The organism is Candidatus Binatota bacterium (assembly GCA_012960245.1).
Classification (GTDB): domain Bacteria; phylum Desulfobacterota; class Binatia; order UBA1149; family UBA1149; genus UBA1149.
The window spans coordinates 44,548-63,350 of sequence record DUBO01000038.1 but is presented as its reverse complement, the minus strand read 5'-3'; the positions used below and the strand labels follow the sequence as shown (position 1 = coordinate 63,350).

The 18,803-nt window shown below is 64.7% G+C and carries 18 protein-coding genes; 11 read left to right on the top strand and 7 right to left on the bottom strand.

Annotated features, from left to right (window positions below; genetic code table 11):
- Nucleotides 1-2 precede the first annotated feature (2 nt).
- From EYQ35_06445 to EYQ35_06435, 3 genes are all read left to right on the top strand, one after another.
- A complete protein-coding gene (locus EYQ35_06445; protein ID HIF63773.1) occupies nt 3-1,664 on the top strand; it encodes a sulfatase in 1,662 nt (553 codons plus the stop codon).
- Nucleotides 1,665-1,852: 188 nt separating this feature from the next.
- On the top strand, nt 1,853-2,251 hold the full coding sequence (locus EYQ35_06440; protein HIF63772.1) for a redoxin domain-containing protein: 399 nt from the start codon (nt 1,853-1,855) through the stop codon (nt 2,249-2,251).
- Complete coding sequence (locus EYQ35_06435) at nt 2,248-3,066, top strand: SDR family NAD(P)-dependent oxidoreductase (protein ID HIF63771.1); 819 nt, start codon at nt 2,248-2,250, stop codon at nt 3,064-3,066. The genes EYQ35_06440 and EYQ35_06435 overlap by 4 nt, the downstream gene beginning before the upstream one ends.
- Here EYQ35_06435 and EYQ35_06430 read toward each other — a convergent pair.
- Nucleotides 3,053-4,291, bottom strand: a complete 1,239-nt coding sequence (locus EYQ35_06430; GenBank protein HIF63770.1) for a cytochrome P450 — start codon at nt 4,289-4,291, stop codon at nt 3,053-3,055. The genes EYQ35_06435 and EYQ35_06430 overlap by 14 nt on opposite strands.
- A gap of 77 nt (nt 4,292-4,368) precedes the next feature.
- On the opposite strand from EYQ35_06430, the gene EYQ35_06425 reads away from it, so the two are divergent.
- Together EYQ35_06425 and EYQ35_06420 are read left to right on the top strand one after the other, a co-directional pair.
- The gene (locus tag EYQ35_06425; protein HIF63769.1) at nt 4,369-5,316 is read left to right on the top strand and encodes a putative 2-dehydropantoate 2-reductase; all 948 of its coding nucleotides are present in this window, start codon (nt 4,369-4,371) and stop codon (nt 5,314-5,316) included.
- Between the two features lie 26 nt (nt 5,317-5,342).
- On the top strand, nt 5,343-5,948 hold the full coding sequence (locus tag EYQ35_06420) for a hypothetical protein (GenBank protein HIF63768.1): 606 nt from the start codon (nt 5,343-5,345) through the stop codon (nt 5,946-5,948).
- Here the strand turns inward: EYQ35_06420 and EYQ35_06415 are convergent.
- Both EYQ35_06415 and EYQ35_06410 read right to left on the bottom strand, forming a co-directional pair.
- On the bottom strand, nt 5,936-7,000 hold the full coding sequence (locus EYQ35_06415) for a phosphotransferase family protein (protein HIF63767.1): 1,065 nt from the start codon (nt 6,998-7,000) through the stop codon (nt 5,936-5,938). The genes EYQ35_06420 and EYQ35_06415 overlap by 13 nt on opposite strands.
- A gap of 30 nt (nt 7,001-7,030) precedes the next feature.
- Nucleotides 7,031-8,365: an acyl-CoA dehydrogenase gene (locus tag EYQ35_06410; GenBank protein ID HIF63766.1), complete on the bottom strand. Its 1,335-nt coding sequence runs from the start codon at nt 8,363-8,365 to the stop codon at nt 7,031-7,033.
- 151 nt (nt 8,366-8,516) lie between these two features.
- On the opposite strand from EYQ35_06410, the gene EYQ35_06405 reads away from it, so the two are divergent.
- Nucleotides 8,517-8,786 carry a transcriptional regulator gene (locus EYQ35_06405; protein HIF63765.1) on the top strand — a complete coding sequence of 90 codons (270 nt, stop codon included), beginning with the start codon at nt 8,517-8,519 and terminating at the stop codon, nt 8,784-8,786.
- Between the two features lie 9 nt (nt 8,787-8,795).
- A complete protein-coding gene (gene arsM / locus EYQ35_06400; protein ID HIF63764.1) occupies nt 8,796-9,614 on the top strand; it encodes an arsenite methyltransferase in 819 nt (272 codons plus the stop codon).
- Between the two features lie 66 nt (nt 9,615-9,680).
- Here arsM and EYQ35_06395 read toward each other — a convergent pair whose 3' ends face one another.
- Nucleotides 9,681-11,405 carry a CoA transferase gene (locus EYQ35_06395; protein HIF63763.1) on the bottom strand — a complete coding sequence of 575 codons (1,725 nt, stop codon included), beginning with the start codon at nt 11,403-11,405 and terminating at the stop codon, nt 9,681-9,683.
- On the opposite strand from EYQ35_06395, the gene EYQ35_06390 reads away from it, so the two are divergent.
- Nucleotides 11,020-12,771, top strand: a complete 1,752-nt coding sequence (locus EYQ35_06390) for an amidohydrolase (GenBank protein HIF63762.1) — start codon at nt 11,020-11,022, stop codon at nt 12,769-12,771. The genes EYQ35_06395 and EYQ35_06390 overlap by 386 nt on opposite strands.
- Here the strand turns inward: EYQ35_06390 and EYQ35_06385 are convergent.
- Complete coding sequence (locus EYQ35_06385) at nt 12,761-13,831, bottom strand: alpha/beta hydrolase (protein ID HIF63761.1); 1,071 nt, start codon at nt 13,829-13,831, stop codon at nt 12,761-12,763. The two genes, EYQ35_06390 and EYQ35_06385, sit on opposite strands and share 11 nt — an antisense overlap.
- Nucleotides 13,832-13,923: 92 nt before the next feature.
- Between EYQ35_06385 and EYQ35_06380 the strand changes: the two genes are divergently transcribed.
- Complete coding sequence (locus EYQ35_06380; protein HIF63760.1) at nt 13,924-14,745, top strand: taurine dioxygenase; 822 nt, start codon at nt 13,924-13,926, stop codon at nt 14,743-14,745.
- Nucleotides 14,746-14,747: 2 nt separating this feature from the next.
- Here EYQ35_06380 and EYQ35_06375 read toward each other — a convergent pair whose 3' ends face one another.
- A complete protein-coding gene (locus EYQ35_06375; protein ID HIF63759.1) occupies nt 14,748-15,485 on the bottom strand; it encodes a GMP synthase in 738 nt (245 codons plus the stop codon).
- A gap of 66 nt (nt 15,486-15,551) precedes the next feature.
- On the opposite strand from EYQ35_06375, the gene EYQ35_06370 reads away from it, so the two are divergent.
- Nucleotides 15,552-16,919: an alanine:cation symporter family protein gene (locus EYQ35_06370; GenBank protein HIF63758.1), complete on the top strand. Its 1,368-nt coding sequence runs from the start codon at nt 15,552-15,554 to the stop codon at nt 16,917-16,919.
- Nucleotides 16,920-16,999: 80 nt separating this feature from the next.
- A complete protein-coding gene (locus tag EYQ35_06365) occupies nt 17,000-17,995 on the top strand; it encodes an LLM class flavin-dependent oxidoreductase (GenBank protein HIF63757.1) in 996 nt (331 codons plus the stop codon).
- Between the two features lie 10 nt (nt 17,996-18,005).
- Here the strand turns inward: EYQ35_06365 and EYQ35_06360 are convergent, their stop codons facing one another.
- The gene (locus EYQ35_06360) at nt 18,006-18,713 is read right to left on the bottom strand and encodes an SDR family oxidoreductase (protein ID HIF63756.1); all 708 of its coding nucleotides are present in this window, start codon (nt 18,711-18,713) and stop codon (nt 18,006-18,008) included.
- Nucleotides 18,714-18,803: the final 90 nt, after the last annotated feature.

Below are 18,803 nucleotides of genomic sequence, written 5' to 3'. Positions count from 1 at the left end.
TGATGATAGGTAAGAAAACACTGTCCGTGCTGGTGGTCGTGGCGCTGCTGGCCGCGTGTGCTTACTCGATGCGCGAGTGGCTGATGATCGAGGCCATAGGACTGGCCAGCCGCATGCGTAACAGCGTAGCCGCAAACCGTCCGGTGACCTGGCAGCAGGGGCCGGCAACTGCCGACCTGCCCCCGGATCAGCGGAAGCCAAACATAGTCGTGATTCTCGTTGACGACATGGGGTTCAACGACATCACGCTCCACGGTGGTGGCGTGGCGGGCGGCACCGTCCCCACGCCGAACATAGACTCGGTGGCACGCAACGGTGCGGACCTGGTAAACGGCTACGCTGGCAACGCGGTGTGTGCCCCGTCGCGGGCTTCCATTATGACCAGCAGGTATTCCACCCGCTTCGGGTTCGAGTTTACGCCTACGCCGGCGGCCATGACCAGGATTGCGCGCGTGCTCAGCCACCACGACCCGGGACTACACCAATTGGTGATAGACGAGGACAAGGCTGACAACCGCATGCCGATGGAGGAGATGGGTATGCCACCGTCGGAGGTCACCCTGGCCGAGGCGCTTGGCGACCGCGGCTATCACACCATGCATCTTGGCAAGTGGCACCTGGGACGCAGTCCGCGCTTCAGGCCGTCAGCCCAGGGCTTTGACGAGAGTATCATGATGGAAAGCGGTCTCTACTTGCCCGAGGACTCGCCTGGCGTCGTTAACTCCAAGCAGGATTTTGACGTCATCGATCGGGTGCTATGGGCGATCCTGCAGTACGCGGTCAGTTTCAATGACTCGGAATGGTTTGAGCCCGAGGGGTACCTGACCGACTACCTGGCAGACCAGGCGGTCGCGGCAATCGAGGCGAACAGGAACCGACCATTTCTTCTTTACCTGGCGCACTGGGGTGTGCACACCCCGTTGCAGGCCACCCGGGCCGATTACGATGCGCTCGACCACATAGAAGACCACCGCCTGCGGGTATACGCCGGCATGGTGCGGTCGGTCGATCGCAGTGTCGGCCGGGTACTTGCGGCGTTGCGTGAGCACGGGCTGGAGGACAACACGATGGTGGTGTTCACCAGCGATAACGGCGGTGCCGGGTACATAGGGTTGCCGGGGATAAACGATCCTTACCGGGGCTGGAAGATCACCCTGTTCGAGGGAGGAACCCACGTGCCGTTTTTTGTTAAATGGCCGGCCCGGATAGAGCCGGGACTGGTGTACCACGAGCCGGTTTCTCACGTGGATATAATGGCCACAGCGGTGGCCGCCGGGGGTGGGGGGAGTTGGACAGACAAGAAGGTCGACGGGGTAGACCTGCTGCCGTTTATAGCCGGGGAGGAACAGGGGAGCCCGCACGAGGCGGTGTTCTGGAGGCAGGGCTACTACCAGGCGGTGCTGTCGGGTGGTTGGAAGCTGCAGGTATCTGACCGGCCGGCGAAACGCTGGCTCTACAACATGGTCGATGATCCGACCGAGCAGGAAAACCTGGCCGAGATTAATCCAGGGAAGGTCGCCGAACTGGAGGACCTGCTCGCCAGGCACAACGCCGAGCAGGCCGAACCGATGTGGCCATCGTTGGTAGAAGTACCGGTGCCCGTTGATAAGACCGGCGAAGACACGATGAACGAGGGCGACGAGTATATTTACTGGCCGAACTGAAGCTGGGAACCCGGCAGGGCAGCTGCGTTGCGAGGGCGAGTGCCAGGGCGTAGATTGCGCCCATGAATGATGCTGCCGATCTTCTTCTGAAAACCCACGAAGACGCCGACTTCAGTCTCGCCGAAGCTCTTGCCGGCGGGGACACCCTGGGCTTGGTGTTTTTTCGCGGCTACTGGTGACCCTTCTGTGTGCGCTCCTGGAAGGGGCTCTCCTCACTTGCCGATGATTTTTCCGAAACCGGTGTCCGCCTGCTGGGTATATCGGCCGACAGCCCACGCGCGCTGTCGCGTATGCGCCGCGCCCTGGGACTACCGTTTACGCTGTTGAGCGATCCCTCGTTGAGTTCGCTCAAACTTTTTGACGTGCCGACCAGCAGTGGTCACCCGATGTCCCGCAAGTACCCCGAGGGTGCGTTCCTGCAGCCGGCTTACTTCGTGTTGCGAGCGGGTGGCGATGGCGCCCACGAGCTCCTGCACGAGTGGGTGCAGCGTCCTGGCATGCTCAACGCTTATGGCGCCATGGGTCGGCCCTCGCCCGCGGACATGCTCAACGAGGCGCGCAGCGCGGTGGGAGGCGACAGCGCATGAAGATCGAGCGCATGGCGGCCGTCGTGACCGGCGCCGCCAGCGGCATAGGCCGAGGCGTGGCCCGCGAGCTGGCTGCGCGCGGCGTGTCGGTGGCCGTGGCCGACATAGAACTCGACCGCGCCCGCGAGGTGGCCGACGAGCTTGCCGCCACCGGCGTCGAAAGCATAGCCGTTGAGTGCGACGTGACCAGTCGCGAGTCACTCGAAGCGCTGGCCGAGCGCGCGTTTGCCGAGCTGGGCCAGGTGCGGCTGCTTTGCAACAACGCCGGCGTAGGTACCATGGGCGCGGTGGCCGAACTGCCCGAGGACAACGCGAGGTGGGTGTTCGACGTCAACGTCTTCGGCGTGCTCAACGGCTGCGCGGCCTTCGTACCCCGCTTCAAGCAGCAGGGCGGCCCCGCTCACGTGGTCAACACCGGGTCGGAACACAGCCTGGGAATCCCCTTTGCCGGCATGGGCATCTACACCGCCAGCAAACACGCGGTGCTGGCCTTGTCGGACGTCATGCGCCGGGAGCTTGTCGACGACGGTATAGGCGTGAGCATACTGTGCCCCGGCCTGGTAGCCACCGACATCTGGAACGCGGGGCGCAATCGCCAGCAGGCTTACGGGGGGCCCGAGCAATCGCCGGCCGAGTTCGCCGAGCTGTTCACCGAGGGCATGGACCCCGACGAGGTGGGCCGCCTGGTGGTAGCCGCGGTGGAGCGAGACGATTTTTTCATTCTCAGCCACCCCGAGGTTCGCGCCATAGTCGAGCAACGCTACGACGAGATGCTGGCGGCCTTCGACGCCTGCTCAACGGTCAGCGGGGGGTAGCCGTCAGTGGCATCCGTGCCAGGCGTCGTATCATGACACTGGGCAGGTAGGACGGCGTTTGATCCCGGTCGGCGAGTTCGAACGAGCGCGTGCGTGCCAGCAGTTCTTCGAGCGCCACCCGCGTCTCCATGCGTGCCAGCGCCGCCCCTATGCAGTGGTGTATGCCAAGCCCGAAAGCGAGGTGAGCCGAGGCGTTGTCGCGGCCGGGCCGTAGCCTGTCGGGGTCTGCAAACTGGGATGGATCGCGGTTGGCCGAGCCCCACAAGAGCATCAGGCGCGTGCCGGAGGCTATCTCGACGTCGCCCAGCCTGCAGTCGCGCGTGGCGAGCCTGAAGTGTCCCTGGAAGGGGGACTCCAGGCGCAGGGTTTCCTCTATGAAGTCGGGTATCGCCGAGGGGTCAGCGCGCAGTGCCTGCTGCAGTTGCGGGTCACGGGCCAGCAGCAGTACGGCGCTGCCCAGCAGGGCCGCGGTCGATTCGCTGCCCGCCGACAGCAATTGCAGCAGAATGGCCACTACCTCGTCCTCGCTGAGGAAGTCCTCGTCTTCGTGGGTCGCGCGGGCGAGTACGCCCAGCACGTTGTCTCCCGGCGAGTCGCGGGCTGCGCGAAAAGCGTCGGCCAAGTAGGCGTTGAGTTTCATCACGCTTGCGGCGTAGCGCGCCAGTTGTTCGTCGTTGAGCACTCCCGACAACAGCGCCGAGCCGTCGTTGGCCCAGGCGCGCAACTGCACTCGGTCTTCGAGCGGCAGGCCCACCAGCCGACAGACCACCTGCACGGGCATTTCGTTGGCCACCGCCTGCATCCAGTCGTCACTGGAGTCACGGGCGAGAAACGTTTCCACAAGTTGGCCGGCCAGGCTGCGCAGGCTGTCTTCCATCGCGGCTACACGCCGGGGGGTCATCGCGCTGTTGGCCACCTTGCGCTGGCGGGCGTGCACCGGCTCGTCGGCTATGGCGAGCACGTCCACCGGCCGGGTCGTCGCTGATGAAACTTCGAGCAGCGCCGGGGCCTGCCCGGTCAGCCCCACCACCATGGCGACCAGGTTGGACGAAAAAGTATCGGTGTCCAGTGCCGCGGCGCGGCAGTCGTCATAGCGCGACACCAAGCTGTAACCGGTCTGTTCGAGCGGGTACACCGGGGCGTGCTCGCGCAACGCGGCATAGAACTCCCAGGGGCTGGCGATGGTGTCGGGCGCAAACAGGTCGTAGTCGTCGGGCGTGCTCACTGTTGCCGACTATAGATTGGCGGCGGCGATCAGGATAGCCTCGGGTCGTGTTGCCTCCTGGGTGGCCGCGCAGACCTGTGAGCGAACGCAGTTACAACATCATCGGCACCGGTGCGCTGGGCGGCTATTACGGCGCGCGCCTGGCCTGTGCCGGGCTCGACGTGCGCTTTCTGTTGCGCAGCGACTACGAGCAGGTGCGGGCCAGGGGCTTGCGGGTCGAGTCGCCCGAAGGCGATTTCTCCGTTGCGCAACCTGTCATTTATTCCTCGGCCGAGAACATGGAACCAGCCGACGTGGCCCTGGTCGCGCTCAAGACCACGAGCAACGAATCGTTGCCCGCGCTGTTGCCGCCCGCCGTGCGCGAGGGTGGGGCGGTGCTTGTCATGCAGAACGGCCTGTTCATGGAAGACCTGGCGGCGCGGGCCTGTCCCGGGCGCGAAGTCTTGGGCGGCATGGCCTTCCTGTGTTCCAACAAGCTGGGGCCGGGGCACATCCGTCACCTCGATTACGGTGCCGTGCGCCTGGGACAGTGGACGGCAGATGGTCGGGCTGCCGGCGTGACAGGCCTCGTTGAAAATGTCGCGGCCGACTTCGAGCGCGCCGGCCTGCAGGTGAGCACGGAAGAAGACCTGCTGCTCGGCCGCTGGAAGAAGCTCGTCTGGAACATCACCTACAACGGTCTCTGCGTGCTGCACGACTGTACCACCGATGTCCTCATGGGCGACCCCTCCCTGCGAGCGCGTTGTCGCGAGATTATGCTGGAGGTCGTACGTGCGGCTGCGGCCTGCGGGCGCGAGATCAAGGAGGAGTTCGTTGAGATAATGCTGCGCGACACCGAGGCCATGGCGGCCTACAGCCCAAGCATGTTGCTCGACTACCGAACCGGTCGTCCGCTGGAGACAGAAGCCATCTACGGCAACCCGCTGCGAGCGGCCGAAGAAGCGGGCGCCCATTGCCCGCTGATCCGTGATACCTACCAGGGCCTGCAGGCCGTAGCGCCGCACGCCCAAAGGGGACAACAATGACAACGCAACAACTGCTTACAGCGGGGATGATTTACGTGGTGGCTTTCGGGTCGCTGGCGGTGGTGGCGGTTTCGTACGCTGCTGGCCGGCTGCCGCGCTGGGTTGGTATGGTGTACCTGCTGTCGCTCGCGGTGTGCGTGTTCGGTTGGGAACTGTGGATCTCGGCTGGCCTGGTCGACGGACTGCCGGTAGACATGCGCCGTCCAGAGGTCATGAGCCGGGCCGTGCCCGCCTGGATCAACTGGCTCACTAACTCGCTGGGCGACGCAGGGGTGGTGTGCATGCCGGGGCTGGCGATGGTGTGGCTGGCTTACGGTCGTAGCAACAAGGCGTTTGAGCGTTGGCGCTGGGGTGCATTTGCGCTGCTGTTTACCTGGTTCGTGGCGCAGAACGTTTTTATTGAAACGGTAGTGTACCACGAGCAGGTGAGCGCTGGTTTCAGGCTGTCCTGGGGGCCCATGATGCCGGGAGGTCCGTGGTTCAACCCGATCCTGTTCGAGCTGGGAGGGCGTCCCGTGCAGCTGCAGACCCAGTCGCCGTGGCTGTTGATGACGCCGTTGTTCTACTGGATGACGATCGCCTGTTACCGGCGCTGGGGCGGAGGCAATTCGGGTGGCGCTCAGCTGTCGTAGTCGGTACTGCGCGCGAGCTCGGCAGCTCGACGTGCCATGTCGAGCACCACGTCGCCGAACATCGCCATCTTGGGGTTGTCTGCGCCGCCTTTCTTGTAGCGCGCATAACCACCCTCGAGAACACAGGCCATCTTGAAGCGGGCCAGCACGACGTAGTAGTCGATGTCGTCGGTGCTTCGTCCGCTCACGCGCGAGTAGCGTTCGCACAGCTCGTCGCGGTTGGGCATGCCGGTGTAGTCGACGTAGCCCGAGGCCGAACGGTCCTCGCCCTCGTCGGGCCAGCCCATTATCACCCAGGCGAGGTCGAGCAGGGGGTCTCCCACGGTGGCCATCTCCCAGTCAACGATGGCGGCCATTCGCGCGGGCGCTCCGTGGCGGAACATTACGTTGGCAAACTGGTAGTCGCCGTGCATTATTCCCGGCCGGTAGTCCAGCGGGCCGTGTTCCGACAGCCAGCCGGCGGCCTCGTCGAGTCCGGGCAGCTCGCGGAACTTGAACGAGTCGAGGTGAGCCGTCCATCTCGCCACCTGCCTTTCGTGAAAACCGTCCGGCCGCCCGAAACCCTGCAGGCCGTTGGCTTCCCAGTCCACGCGCGACAGCCTGGCTATGGCGTCCACCAGTTCCCAGGCCAACGATCGGCGTACCACGAGGTCCTCGTCGAAGGGCTCGGGCCAGCCGTCAAGGTTCATGCACGACCAACCGTCGACGTGCTCCATCAGGTAGAAACACGCACCCACCAGGCCGATGTCTTCGCAGGCGGCCAGCACCCGCGAGTGGGGCACGTCGGTGTCGCGCAGGGCGCTCAGCACGCGGTACTCCCTGAGCATGGTCTCGTTACGGCCGCGGGGCACTTCCAGGGGCGGCCGTCTCATGACCAGGCGTTCGCCACCGCGCTCGAGCAGGAAGATTTCGTTGGACGCGCCGCCGCTTATGAAGCTCGCCTCCACCGGCGAGCCGGCGCCGGGCAATCCTTGCTCGTCCATCCAGCGGGCCAGCGCCAGGGGATTGACGGCTTTCTGGATGTGCTCACTGCTGTCCTGCTTGTCGGGCATTGGTTTTTTCTCGGCGCCGTGGGGAGTAGTTCAGAGGTTGGCGATTTCGTTTTCGAGGGCGTCGGCCACGCGACGGCGGGCTTCCTCGGTTCGTTCGGGCAGAAAACGATCGGGCCACGGGCCATCGGCTGGCTTGTAATCCTTGAGCACCTGCCTGGCGACGGTGATCTTGTGCACCTCGCTGGGGCCGTCGGCCACGGCCATGATGGGTACGGTCATCCACAACCGTGCCAAGGGCATTTCGTTGGAGCAGCCCAGCGCTCCGTGCACCTGCACCGCCCGCCTGACGACGTCGTGCAGCACCTCGGCCATCTGTATTTTTACGGCCGCTATGTAAGTGCGCACCTGGTCGCGGTGGCCCTGGGCAATCTTCTCATCGGCGCTGTTCGCCTGGTCTATGTGCCAGGCGGTGTAGAGCACCAGCAGTCGGAACTGCTCGATCTGCAGGAAGCTGTCGGCTACGTACTGCTGCATCATCTGGTGACGGGCGAGTTCTTTGCCGCGTGTGCGGCGGCTGAGCATGCGCTCGCACATCATGTCGAAGGCGCTCTTGACCATGGCCATGGTGCGCATGGCGTGGTGCACGCGGCCGCCGCCCAGCCGGGTCTGCGCGATGGCGAAGGCCTGGCCCTCGCCGCCCAACAGGTGGTCGGCGGGTACGCGCACCTTGTTGTAACGCAGGTGCGGGTGGCTACCGGTGCCCAGGGGCTCCCAGCCCAGGCCGGTGTTGCGTATAACCTCGAGCCCCTCGGCGTCGCCGGGCACGAGAAACATTGACGCGCCCTGGTACACGGGCACCTCGGTGTCGGTGATCGCCATCACGATGATGAAGTCTGCGAAGTCGGCGTGCGACGAAAAATATTTTTCGCCCTCGATGACCCAGTGGTCGCCGTCGCGCGTGGCGGTGCAGCGGAACTCCGACGGGTCGGAACCCGCCTGCGGCTCCGTCATTGAAAAACACGATACCATTTCGCCGTCCATCAGCGGCTGCAGGTAGCGGGATTTCTGTTCGTCGCTGCCGTAGTGGGCCAGGATCTCGGCGTTGCCGGTGTCCGGCGCCTGGCAGCCGAACACCGCCGGGGCCCAGGCAGAGCGCCCGAGGATTTCGTTGAGCAGCGCCAGCTTTAACTGTCCGTAGCCCTTGCCGCCCAGCTCGGGTCCCAGGTGGCAGGCCCACAGGCCCTGTTCGCGCACCTGCTGCTTGAGCGGATCGGTCAGGCGCTTGAAATCAGGGTTGCTGCGGTCGAAGGGTGCCGTTGGGTCGGGAAAGGCCAGGTCGAGGGGCTCGATTTTCTCGGCTACGAAGCGGTCGGCCCAGTCGAGCTTTTCCTGGTATTCGGGGTCTGTCTGAAAATCCCATGCCATAACCGCTCTGTTTACCCACCCACCGCCTCTATCGGAAGGGGAAGAGGTCGCAATTCTGCTTGACTAGATACGATAGTTGCTTAATAATGGAAATATGGAAACAAGGATAACGAGAACGGCGCCCCCCGTAGAAACGGCCGTTGCGGTCGAAATGTTGGGGGCACTTGCCCAGGAGGCCCGGCTCGAGATATTCCGCCTGCTGGTAAAGGCCGGTCCCGGGGGCCTGGCAGCCGGCGCGGTGGCCGCAGAGCTGGGCCTGGCCCCGGCCACGCTGTCCTTCCATCTCAAGGAGCTCAGGACCGCCGGCATCGTGATTTGCCAGAAGCGCGGCCGGTCGCGTATTTACAGCCCCGACTTCGAATCGATGAAACAACTGGTGGGGTTTCTCACCGAGGACTGCTGCCGGGGACTGGCAGCGTGAGGATGAACGATGAGTGCTGAAAATCGACCGGCCGACAACGAGCAACTGAGAGACGAGGTGCGCAAGGGTTACGCGCGGGTGGCCGTGGACGGTTCGGCCGTCGGTACCGAAGACGTCAACGCCGCCAGCGCGCGGGTGGGCTACCAGGCCGAGCAACTCGAGGCCGTGCCCGACGGCGCCAACCTGGGCGTGGGTTGCGGTAACCCGACGGCTATTGACTCGCTGTCGGCGGGCGAGGTCGTGGTCGATCTCGGCTCGGGCGCCGGCATGGATTCGTTTCTCGCGGCTGCTGCGGTCGGTCCCACGGGTCGCGTGATCGGCGTGGACATGACCGACGAGATGCTCGAAAAGGCGAGGGTCAATGCCGAGGCCGGCGGCTACCAGAACGTGGAGTTCCGCAAGGGTTTCATCGAGCAACTGCCGCTCGAAGACGAAAGCGTCGACGTCATCCTGTCGAACTGCGTCATTAACCTCTCGCCCGAAAAAGAGAAGGTCTACGCCGAGGCCTACCGCGTACTCAAGCCCGGCGGGCGCGTGATGGTGAGCGACATCGTGCTCGACCGCGAGCTGCCCGCCGAAGTGCTGGGCAGCATCGACGCGTGGATAGGCTGCGTGGGCGGCGCCTCGCTGCGAGAACGTTATCTCGACACCATACGCGAAGCCGGTTTTGCCTCTGTGGAAATCACGAAGGAGTCCTGCTTCGGCGACATGTTCTCACTCGACGACCCCGACGTGGCGCGCATGATCGAGTCCATGGGCATAAGCCGCGAGCAGGCCGACGAGTACCGCAAGGCCATCGTCAGCCTGCACATACTGGCGCGCAAGTAATGGCGTGGGCCCTTCCAGGGGCCGAAAGATCTTGCCGTCAGCTGGCACGGCCAGGAGCCCAGCCGATCAGCGCAGCTTGGTGAGGTCGAGCCCGCCGAAGGCTTCGCGGTTGGCGCGGTCGCGCTCCTCGATGCGGGCTATGTGTTCCTCGTCGGTGCCGAGTTCGACCAGCAGCTCGCGGCTGTGTTCACCCAGCAGGGGTGAGCAGCTACCGAGTCCACCCGCCTGCTCGTCGAAGACCAGCGGCGGCCTGGGCAGCCTCGACTTGCCGCCCAGCGGGTGCTCGACCTCCACCAGCGTGCCCGAGTGCTGCACCTGCGGGTCTTCGTGCACGTTGCCGGGACCGTTGACCGCGGCCACCGGGATGTCGAGCTCGTCGAGCAGGCTGCACACCGCCTCGGTGTCGTGGCCGGCGAGCACGCGGTTCATCTCATCTGCCAGCTCACCGCGGTTGGCAACGCGGCCGGCAAAAGTGGCAAAGCGTTCGTCGCTGTGCAGTTGGCAGCCCAGCCCCTCGCACACGCGGGCGAAGTCACCGTCGACTATTACGATCATGGCTACGTGGCCATCGCTGGTAGCAAACAGCGGAAAGTAGTCGGCCAGTTCGCCCTGTTCGCTGATGTCGTCGCCCAGTAGCGTGTGCCGCCACATGGCGTCGGGCCACAGGAAGTATAGTCCGGCGTCCATCATGGACACGGGCAGAAATTGTCCGCGGCCGCTGCGTTGGCGCTGCAGCAGGGCTGCGGTCACGGCCTGGGCAGCGGTCATGCCCGCCACCTTGTCGAACAACACCGTGCGCACGTTGGCCGGCTTGCCGTCCTGCCCGCCCGCTCCCTGGGCAACGGCCATGCCGATGGTGGCCTGGACCAGTGGGTCGTACACGCGCCGGCGGGCGTAGGGGCCCGACTGGCCGTAGCCGGTGATCGACGCGTAGACCAGCCGCGGGTTGATGCGTGCGAGCGATTCGTAATCGAGGCCCAGCGCAGCAGTTTTGCCGGGCCGGTAATTCTCGATGAGAACGTCGGCGGTTTCGACCAGCCCCAGCAGCACGGCCTTGTCGTCGTCCTGCTTGAGGTCGAGCGCAACCGAGCGCTTGTTGCGGTTGATGGTCGAGAACATGGCCGCCGTGCCGTTGCGGATGTTTCCCATGAAGCGCGCGAGGTCGCCTATGCCCGGCGGCTCGATCTTGATGACGTCGGCGCCCTGGTCGGCCAGTATCATTCCCGCGAGCGGGCCAGACACGGTGGAGGTGAGTTCGATTACCCGGTAGCCGGCCAGCGGCCCAGCGACGGTGCGTTGGCCGTAGCCCTTGTTCTCCATGGGGGTAATATTTTGACTCGCCCACGCTGTGTCCAATCCCGAAAGGGGGTTATCGGACGCCTCCCCGTTTTGATAGGGTTCGCGCATGCTCCATACGATTTCAGGTTGGCGCCAGCATAAGCTGGCTGTTTCGGCGATCTGCGTGGCTCTTACCGCCGCTGCTGCTTGCACGCGTGCACCGGCCGTCACGGTTTTCACGGCCAGGAGCGTGGTAACCATGGACCCGGCTCGTCCCCATGCCGAGGCCGTGGCGGTGGCCGATGGAAGGATCATCGCGGTGGGCAGCCGCGAGGAGCTCGCGCCGCTGGCCGGCTGCAATGGGTGCGTCATTGACGAACGCTTTGCCGACGAGGTGCTGTTGCCCGGCTTCGTGGAGAACCACCTGCATCCCGACATGGCCGCAATGCTGCTGGCGTTACCCATAACGGCACCGTTTGACTGGGAGCTACCCGGCGGAACGATCAAGGGCATACGCGGCAGGCCAGCTTTTCTCGACAGGCTGCGCGAACTCGATGCCGCTCTTGACGACGCTGAGCAGCCGTTGATCACCTGGGGCTACCACGATTTCTTTCACGGTGCGGGACTCGACCGTGACGCGCTCGACTCGGTGTCGACCACGCGCGCAGTGGTGGCCTGGCACCGTTCGTTTCACGAGGTCATAGCCAATTCGGTCGCGCTCGAGTGGATGGGAGTCACCCGCGAGACGGCGGCGCGCTTGCCCGGTGTCGCATTGCGCGCAGATGGCGAACCCACTGGCCGCCTGTCGGAGCTGGGGCTGCTGGTCGCGCTCGGCACTCTGTCCCCGGTGGTGCTGGGCGAAGAGGCCATGGATCGCGGTCATTCCATCGTGCGGCAGATGATACACAGCGGCGGCATCACTACGGTTGTCGACATGGCCTACGGTATGTTCAGCGACGAGCGCGAGTGGCCGATTCTCAAGCGTAACCTCGACCGCGACGACGTGCCTTTTCGCACCCGCCTGGTGCCGCTGCCCTTCGCGTTGGGACGTGAGTGGGGCGATGAACTATTCGATAAAGTAGAGGCCCTGCCGCAACGCAACAGCGAGCGCCTGGCCTTTTTGCGCCAGGTCAAGATGATAGGCGACGGCGCGTTCTTTTCCCTGTTGATGCGGATGCAACCGCCGGGTTACCTGGAGGGGGGAGTGGGCGAGTGGAACACCGAGCCAGGTCGCATGGCCGACGGTCTCGCGCCCTGGTGGAAAGCGGGCTACCAACTGCACGTGCACAGCAACGGCGACGCGGCCCAGGTGGCGGTGCTCGACGCGCTCGATCAGCTGCAGGCCGAGCACCCGCGAGAGGATCACCGCTTTACCTTTCATCACTTTGCGCAGGCGCGCCCGGCCGAGTTGGATCGCCTCGCCGCGGCCGGCGCGTTGGTGTCAGCCAACGTGTACTACAACTACTTCATGGCCGACATATACGCCGAGCGTGGGCTTGGCCTGCCGCGCGCAGAAAAGATCACGCCGCTGGGGTCGCTGGTCAAACGCGGGGTGAAGGTGTCGCTGCATTCCGACCTGCCCATGGGGCCGGCGCGCCCTCTGCTCGCGGCCTGGGCCGCTGCCACTCGGCTGACCCATGAAGGCAATACCCGTGGCGCCGACGAGGCGCTTACCCCGGGACAGGCCCTGCTCGCGATCACCAGCGACGCGGCCTACGCGGTCGGTATGGAAGACGAGCTGGGCAGTATACGAGTGGGCCTCAGGGCCGACTTCGTGGCGCTACCCGACGATCCGCTGGTAGTGGGCGTCGATGCGTGGCCCGACCTTATCCCGGTGGCCACCGTGCTCTCGGGTAAAGTTTACCCGGTCAGCCGATAGCCGCCGACAGCGCCGCGGCTGCTTCTGCCATTGCGCTTCGCGATCCCTCGCTTATCCAGGTGGTATTCGCGAAGCCGTGTACCAGGCCTTCGTGGCGTTTCAGGGTAACCGGTACGCCTGCTTCCTTCAGTCGCTCGGCGTATGCTTCGCCCTCGTCTCTGAGGGGGTCGAAGCCGGCCGTGGTGACGTAAGCCGGTGGCAGGCCCGAAAGGTCTTCTGCCAGCAGTGGCGAGGCAGAGGGGTTTTCGGCGTTTTCGCGATTGCTGGCGCTATAGTGGTCGATGAACCAATCCATCTGGTCAGCGGTAAGGAAGAAGCCCTCGGCGAACAGGCGATACGACTCGGTCCGGTTGGCGAGGTCGGTCACGGGGTAGATGGGCATCTGGAAAGCAGGCGTGGGTCCATCGTCGCGGGTTGCGCGTAGCGATACCGCGGCCGCCAGGTTACCGCCGGCACTGTCCCCGGCCACGGCGATCCGTGCCGGGTCGACAGCCAGGCTGTCGGCGTGCTCGACCGCCCAGCGGAACGCGGCGAGAGCATCGTCACAGGCGGCTGGGAAAGGATGCTCGGGAGCAAGACGGTAATCGATCGACAGGACTTTTACGCCGGCCTCGCTGGCGAGAAAGCGGCAGGGCAAATCGTGGGAGTCCAGGCCACCGATGACCCAGCCACCACCGTGGTAGTACACCAGCAGTCCGCCACCGTCCTCGCACCCAGGTGGTACGTAGAACCTTGCAGGGATGTGCCCGGCCGGACCGGGTATTACCAGTTCCCGTACGGTTTCCATCTGGATCGGAGGCCCGCTTATCACTGCCACCCCACTGTCCATCTGCTCACGTACCTCGGCCACCGTCATGTTGTCGAACGATCTCTCTCCCGCAAGCTGGGTCAAGCGAATCAACAGTTGCGTGTCGCTGTTAAGGGTCTGCCCGTCAATCTCGATATGGCTGCCGCCGGACAGCAGGCGCTGCAGGCGTTCGGGCAGTGCCATCATCGATCGCAGCAACAGGCGTTGGGCTTTTTCAGCGAGGCTGAGCGGGCGTGGTTCCATGGTGGTCATCCTCCGCGGTAACACGATTACGATATCGCGGAGGGTGAGACCAGAGCCGGCGGGCAGTTACATACCGGGGACAAGATGATAAAAGTCTTCGGGTGGAAGTTTTTCCTTCAGGGGCGGCCCTCGGGGCCGAAGTAAGGGGGCTTGGTCTTACCCGCGAATTGACGGGTACAGAGATAGCAGGGGTGATGGCGGCGCTGGTCGAGCACAAGGTGCTGTTCTTTCGCGACCAGCCTCTTGAGCCAGCCGATCACCACCGCTTTGCGTCCTGCTTTGGTTCGTTGCAACGCCACCCGGCGTTTCCCCACGTGGACGACTACCCCGAGCTCACCATACTCGAAAGCGACCGCGCGCGTCCTTCAAAAATAGACAAGTGGCACTGCGACATGACTTACCTCGAGTGCCCACCGCTGGGCAGTGTGCTCAGGGGTACAGTCATTCCTGACGAGGGCGGCGACACCATGTGGATTAATACCGAGGCAGCATGGGCAGCGTTGCCGGCGGCCCTCAGGCAACAGCTCGAAGCAATGACCGCCGAGCACAGCTTTGCCCACGGCTACCGCGAGAGCCTGGCCGAACCTGGTGGTAGGGAGCGGCTGGCCGTGGCGGTGGCCGACAACCCGCCTGTGCTGCACCCGGTGATGCGTCGTCACCCGGTGAGCAATCGCCCCTGCCTGTTCGTCAACAGCCTGTTCACCACCCGCTTGCTCGGCGTCGAAGAGCAGGAGAGCGAGCAGTTGCTTGCCCGGTTGTTTGAGCACCTCGAGAAGCCGGAGTTCCATTGCCGCTTTCACTGGGAGGTCGACTCGATCGCTTTCTGGGACAACCGCGCCACGCAGCACAAGCCGGTACAGGATTGGTGGCCGGCGCGCCGTTGCCACCAGCGCATTACCATAGAGGGCGACCGACCGGTGTGAAGTCAGTCGCTGTCGGCGGCGTCACGAAAAAACTCTACCGCCCACCGGGCGATGACCCCGCCGTCGGTGTCCTCGGCCAGCGAAGCCAGTGACCGGTTCCACAGATCATCCGCGTACAACCCGCGCCTGCTTTCGTACAAGCCCAGCGCATACTCGGGGCTGAACTCCGGATGGCCCTGGCAACTCATCACGTGCTTGCCGATGCGGTACATAGAAACAGGGCAGGAATCGCTGGAGCCCACGAGGCTGGCACCGTCGGGCAGGCGCGTCACCTGGTCGCGGTGGCTGTGTATGAGCCGCAGCTCACCGTGCGTGCCGGCAACGCTATCTCCGCCGGCAACGGCCCAGGGAAACGGCGACTCGATGCGCGTGCTGTGCACACCGAGCGTCCACCCCTGCTCGGCCAACTCAGTGCGGCCGCCCAGTGCGCGGGCAACCAACTGGTGGCCAAAGCACACGGCGAACAGCGGCCAGCTCGCTTCGGCCAGCCGTACGACGTAGCTCTCGAGCGGAGCGATCCACTCCAACTCGTCGTAAACACTGTGCCGGCCGCCGGTCATCAGGTAGCCATCGCAATCGTCGATCGAGTCGGGAAACTCGCCGCGATGCACATCCCAGCAAGCGAACTGCAGAGAGGGGTCCACGCCACCGAGCAGGCGGGCGAACATGTCGCTATACTGGCCGTGCGTGGCGGCGAGCGCGGGCTGGACTGAGTCGGTGAGAAGGATGCCTATCTTCATGGGGGGAACAGTTTGAACAGCATAGACGTCGCGGTCAACGAAGTCCTTGGTCCCGTGGCCGACGCCATGGCCGCGGTAGTTTTCTACGCTGTACCCATAGGCGACGCGCAGGTGCCGCTCATCGTGGCCTGGTTAATAGGCGCGGGCCTGTTTTTTACCTTCTACCTGCGCTTCATCAATTTTCGTGGCATGGCCGAGGGCCTGCGCATAGTTACGGGCAAGCGCCGCTCACCGAATTCAAGCGGGGAGATCAGTCCCTGGGGCGCGCTTTCGACGGCCGTGTCGGGCACCGTGGGCATCGGCAACATAGGCGGCGTGGCCGTGGCGATTTCAATGGGTGGCCCCGGGGCGACGTTCTGGCTCCTGGTCGCCGGCCTGCTGGGCATGGCCAGCAAGTGTGCCGAGTGCGTGCTGGGGGTACGCTACCGCCAGGTCGACGAGAACGGCCAGGTGTCGGGCGGCCCCATGTACTACCTGCGCGCGGGTTTCGCCGAGCGCGGCTGGCCGCTGGCTGGTCGAGCGCTGGGCGGGTTCTACGCGGTGGCCATAGTGCTGGGCTGCCTGGGCGCGGGCAACATGTTCCAGAGCAACCAGGTCTTCGAACAACTGCTGGTCGTGACCGGTGGTGCCGACGGCCCCATGGCCGGGCGCTCACTGGAGGTGGGCCTGCTTCTGGCCGTGGCCGTGGGCCTGGTGCTGGTGGGCGGCATACAATCCATAGCCCGTGTCACCACTCGCCTGGTGCCGTTCATGGCCTTGTTCTACTGCCTGGGTGCGCTGCTGGTCATCGGCCTTAACTTCGACAAGGTCCCGGGTGCGTTTGCTTCGATATGGCACGGGGCGTTCTCGCCCGAGGGCATAAGCGGTGGCGTGCTGGGCGTGATGATGCTCGGGTTTCGCCGCGCGGCTTTCTCAAACGAGGCTGGACTCGGCTCGGCCGCCATCGCCCACTCGGCGGTCAACACCCACCACCCTGCAACCGAGGGCCTGGTCGGATTGCTCGAACCGTTTATCGACACGGTCGTGATCTGCACCATGACGGCGCTGGTGATCCTCACCACGGTGTACGAACCATCGCTGGCGGGCAGCGGGGTACAGGGAGTGGCGCTTACCTCGCGCGCTTTTGAGAGCACGCTGTCGTGGTCGCCGGCAGCCGTCGGCCTGGCCGCGCTGCTGTTCGCGTACTCCACGATGATCGCCTGGGGTTACTACGGGCTCAAGGGTTGGACCTACCTGGTGGGCGACTCGCGCGTGGCCGAGCTTTCTTTCAAGTTGGTCTACTGCGCTTTCGTCGTGCTGGGCTGTGTGCTTGATCTTGACGCCGTGCTCACCATGTCCGACGCGCTGTTGTTCGTAGTAGCGCTGCCCAACGTCATAGGACTGTACGTGTTGGCGCCGCGCATACGCGAGAGCCTCGACGACTACTTCTCCTGACCACGGCTGGCGCGCCGGTTGCCTTTGCGACCTGAGACGGCGACACCTTGTCGGCGCCGCTGGCGCGCAAGGGAGACGTCATGGAGTATGCAGTAGTAGTCGGGGGAGGGCAGGTCGAGCAGGAAGGGCACGGGCTGGATGCTTTTGTTGAGCAGGCCCAGCTGGCCGAGTCGCTGGGTTATACGACCGTCTTCGTGCCCGACCATTATCTTTTTGAACAGATGGGCGAGCTCAAGACCGAGCAGCCAACCTACGAGTTGTTTGCGCTGCTTGGTGCCATCGCCCAGCGCACGCGTAGCATCAAGCTGGGCAGCCACGTTGCCTGCACGCTGTTTCGTCACCCGGCCATGCTCGCTCGCCAGTTTGCCCAGCTCGACGAGCTCAGTGGAGGTCGCGTGATTGCCGGCGTAGGTGCCGGCTGGACGAGGGCCGAGTTCGAGATGTTCGGCCTGGACTTTCCGCCCGTGTCCGAGCGCCTGCGCATGATGGACGAGGCGGTAGAGATCATGCAGGCACTGTGGACCGGTGAGCCTTGCAGCTTTGACGGCGAGCACTATCGGCTGCACGACGCCGTGGTCAGGCCGACCCCGACGCAACAGCCGCGACCACCGCTGATGCTGGGCGGCGGTGGCAAGGGCATACTCAGGCGCGCCGGGCGCTGGGCCGATATTCTCCACATGGTGCCCGAGATCGGCAAGGCCGGTACGACCACGTTGGAAAGCGTGAGTGCCTTCGGCGACGAATCGGTCGCCGAAAAGCTCGCGCTGGTGCGGGAGGAGGCCAAAGCCGCTGGCCGGACGGACGGTGCCGTGCGTTATGCTACGACGATTTTCGTTTACCAGCCCGCCGACAGCGAGAAGCAGGCCGCCGAGACCGCCGAGGGCGCGGCTGCCATGTTCGGGCTCACGGCCGAGCAGTTCTGCCGTCACCCGGCCGTGCTCGCGGGCACTACCGCTCAGATGGTCGAGGAACTGCAGCGCCGTGAGCAGGTGCACGGATTGTCCATCGTTGCGCTGGAGGCAACCGGGCTCGACAGTATCCGCAATTTCGCCGAGCGTATAATCGCCAACGGCTAACGGAGTGGACTCAGGCCGCCGGCCAGGCCGTGCCGCCGTCCACCTTGATTACAGAACCGCTGGTGTAGCTCGAAGCGTCGCTGGCCAGGTACAACGCCGCTCCCACGATCTCGTCGGGTTGGCCGCCGCGTTGCAACGGTATGTGGGCGGTGGCGCTCTGCTCGAAGGCATCCATGTCCCAGGCCTTGCTGATGTCGGTGAGAAACGGCCCGGGCATGATGCAGTTGACCCTGACCGAGGGAGCGTAGGCGCGGGCCAAGCCCAGGGTGAGCGCGTTGAGCCCGGCCTTGGCCGTGGCGTAGGGCAGCTCGTTGGGCGTGGGCTGCACCGCGGCGATGCTGCTCACGTTGATAATAGACCCGCCGTCGCCCGCCGCCATTCGCTCGCCCACGAGCGCCGACAGCCTGAAGGGCCCCTTGAGGTTTACGCCTATGACCTTGTCGAAGAGTTCTTCGCTCACCTCGGCGAGCGAAGGGTACAGCGGCGACATGCCGGCGTTGTTTACCAGCACGTCGACGCGGCCGAAGTGCTTGTAGGCCGTGTCGACCAGCTCCTGGCACTGCTGCCAGTGGCCGGCGTGAAAGCCGACCCCCAGCGCGCGTCGACCGGTGAGCTCGGTGAGCTGCGTGGCCAGTTCCTCGCATGCCTTCTCCTTGCGGCTGGCGACCACCACCTCGGCGCCCGCACGGGCGAAGGCCATCGCCATCTCCTTGCCCATGCCGCGGCTGCCGCCGGTGACGAGAGCCACGCGGCCCTCGAGATTGAAGAGATCGTTTGCCTGGGAGTCGTTTTTTTTCACGATTTTTCC

Coding starts and splice junctions, on each gene's coding strand:
- EYQ35_06390 (HIF63762.1), top strand. CDS start 11,020: ATGCTCCATACGATTTCAGGTTGGCGCCAGCATAAGCTGGCTGTTTCG.
- EYQ35_06385 (HIF63761.1), bottom strand. CDS start 13,831: ATGACCACCATGGAACCACGCCCGCTCAGCCTCGCTGAAAAAGCCCAA.
- EYQ35_06370 (HIF63758.1), top strand. CDS start 15,552: ATGGCCGCGGTAGTTTTCTACGCTGTACCCATAGGCGACGCGCAGGTG.
- EYQ35_06395 (HIF63763.1), bottom strand. CDS start 11,405: ATGCCCTTGATCGTTCCGCCGGGTAGCTCCCAGTCAAACGGTGCCGTT.
- EYQ35_06420 (HIF63768.1), top strand. CDS start 5,343: ATGATTTACGTGGTGGCTTTCGGGTCGCTGGCGGTGGTGGCGGTTTCG.
- EYQ35_06410 (HIF63766.1), bottom strand. CDS start 8,365: ATGGCATGGGATTTTCAGACAGACCCCGAATACCAGGAAAAGCTCGAC.
- EYQ35_06445 (HIF63773.1), top strand. CDS start 3: ATGATAGGTAAGAAAACACTGTCCGTGCTGGTGGTCGTGGCGCTGCTG.
- arsM (HIF63764.1), top strand. CDS start 8,796: ATGAGTGCTGAAAATCGACCGGCCGACAACGAGCAACTGAGAGACGAG.
- EYQ35_06365 (HIF63757.1), top strand. CDS start 17,000: ATGGAGTATGCAGTAGTAGTCGGGGGAGGGCAGGTCGAGCAGGAAGGG.
- EYQ35_06360 (HIF63756.1), bottom strand. CDS start 18,713: ATGGGCAAGGAGATGGCGATGGCCTTCGCCCGTGCGGGCGCCGAGGTG.
- EYQ35_06415 (HIF63767.1), bottom strand. CDS start 7,000: ATGCCCGACAAGCAGGACAGCAGTGAGCACATCCAGAAAGCCGTCAAT.
- EYQ35_06405 (HIF63765.1), top strand. CDS start 8,517: ATGTTGGGGGCACTTGCCCAGGAGGCCCGGCTCGAGATATTCCGCCTG.
- EYQ35_06435 (HIF63771.1), top strand. CDS start 2,248: ATGAAGATCGAGCGCATGGCGGCCGTCGTGACCGGCGCCGCCAGCGGC.
- EYQ35_06375 (HIF63759.1), bottom strand. CDS start 15,485: ATGAAGATAGGCATCCTTCTCACCGACTCAGTCCAGCCCGCGCTCGCC.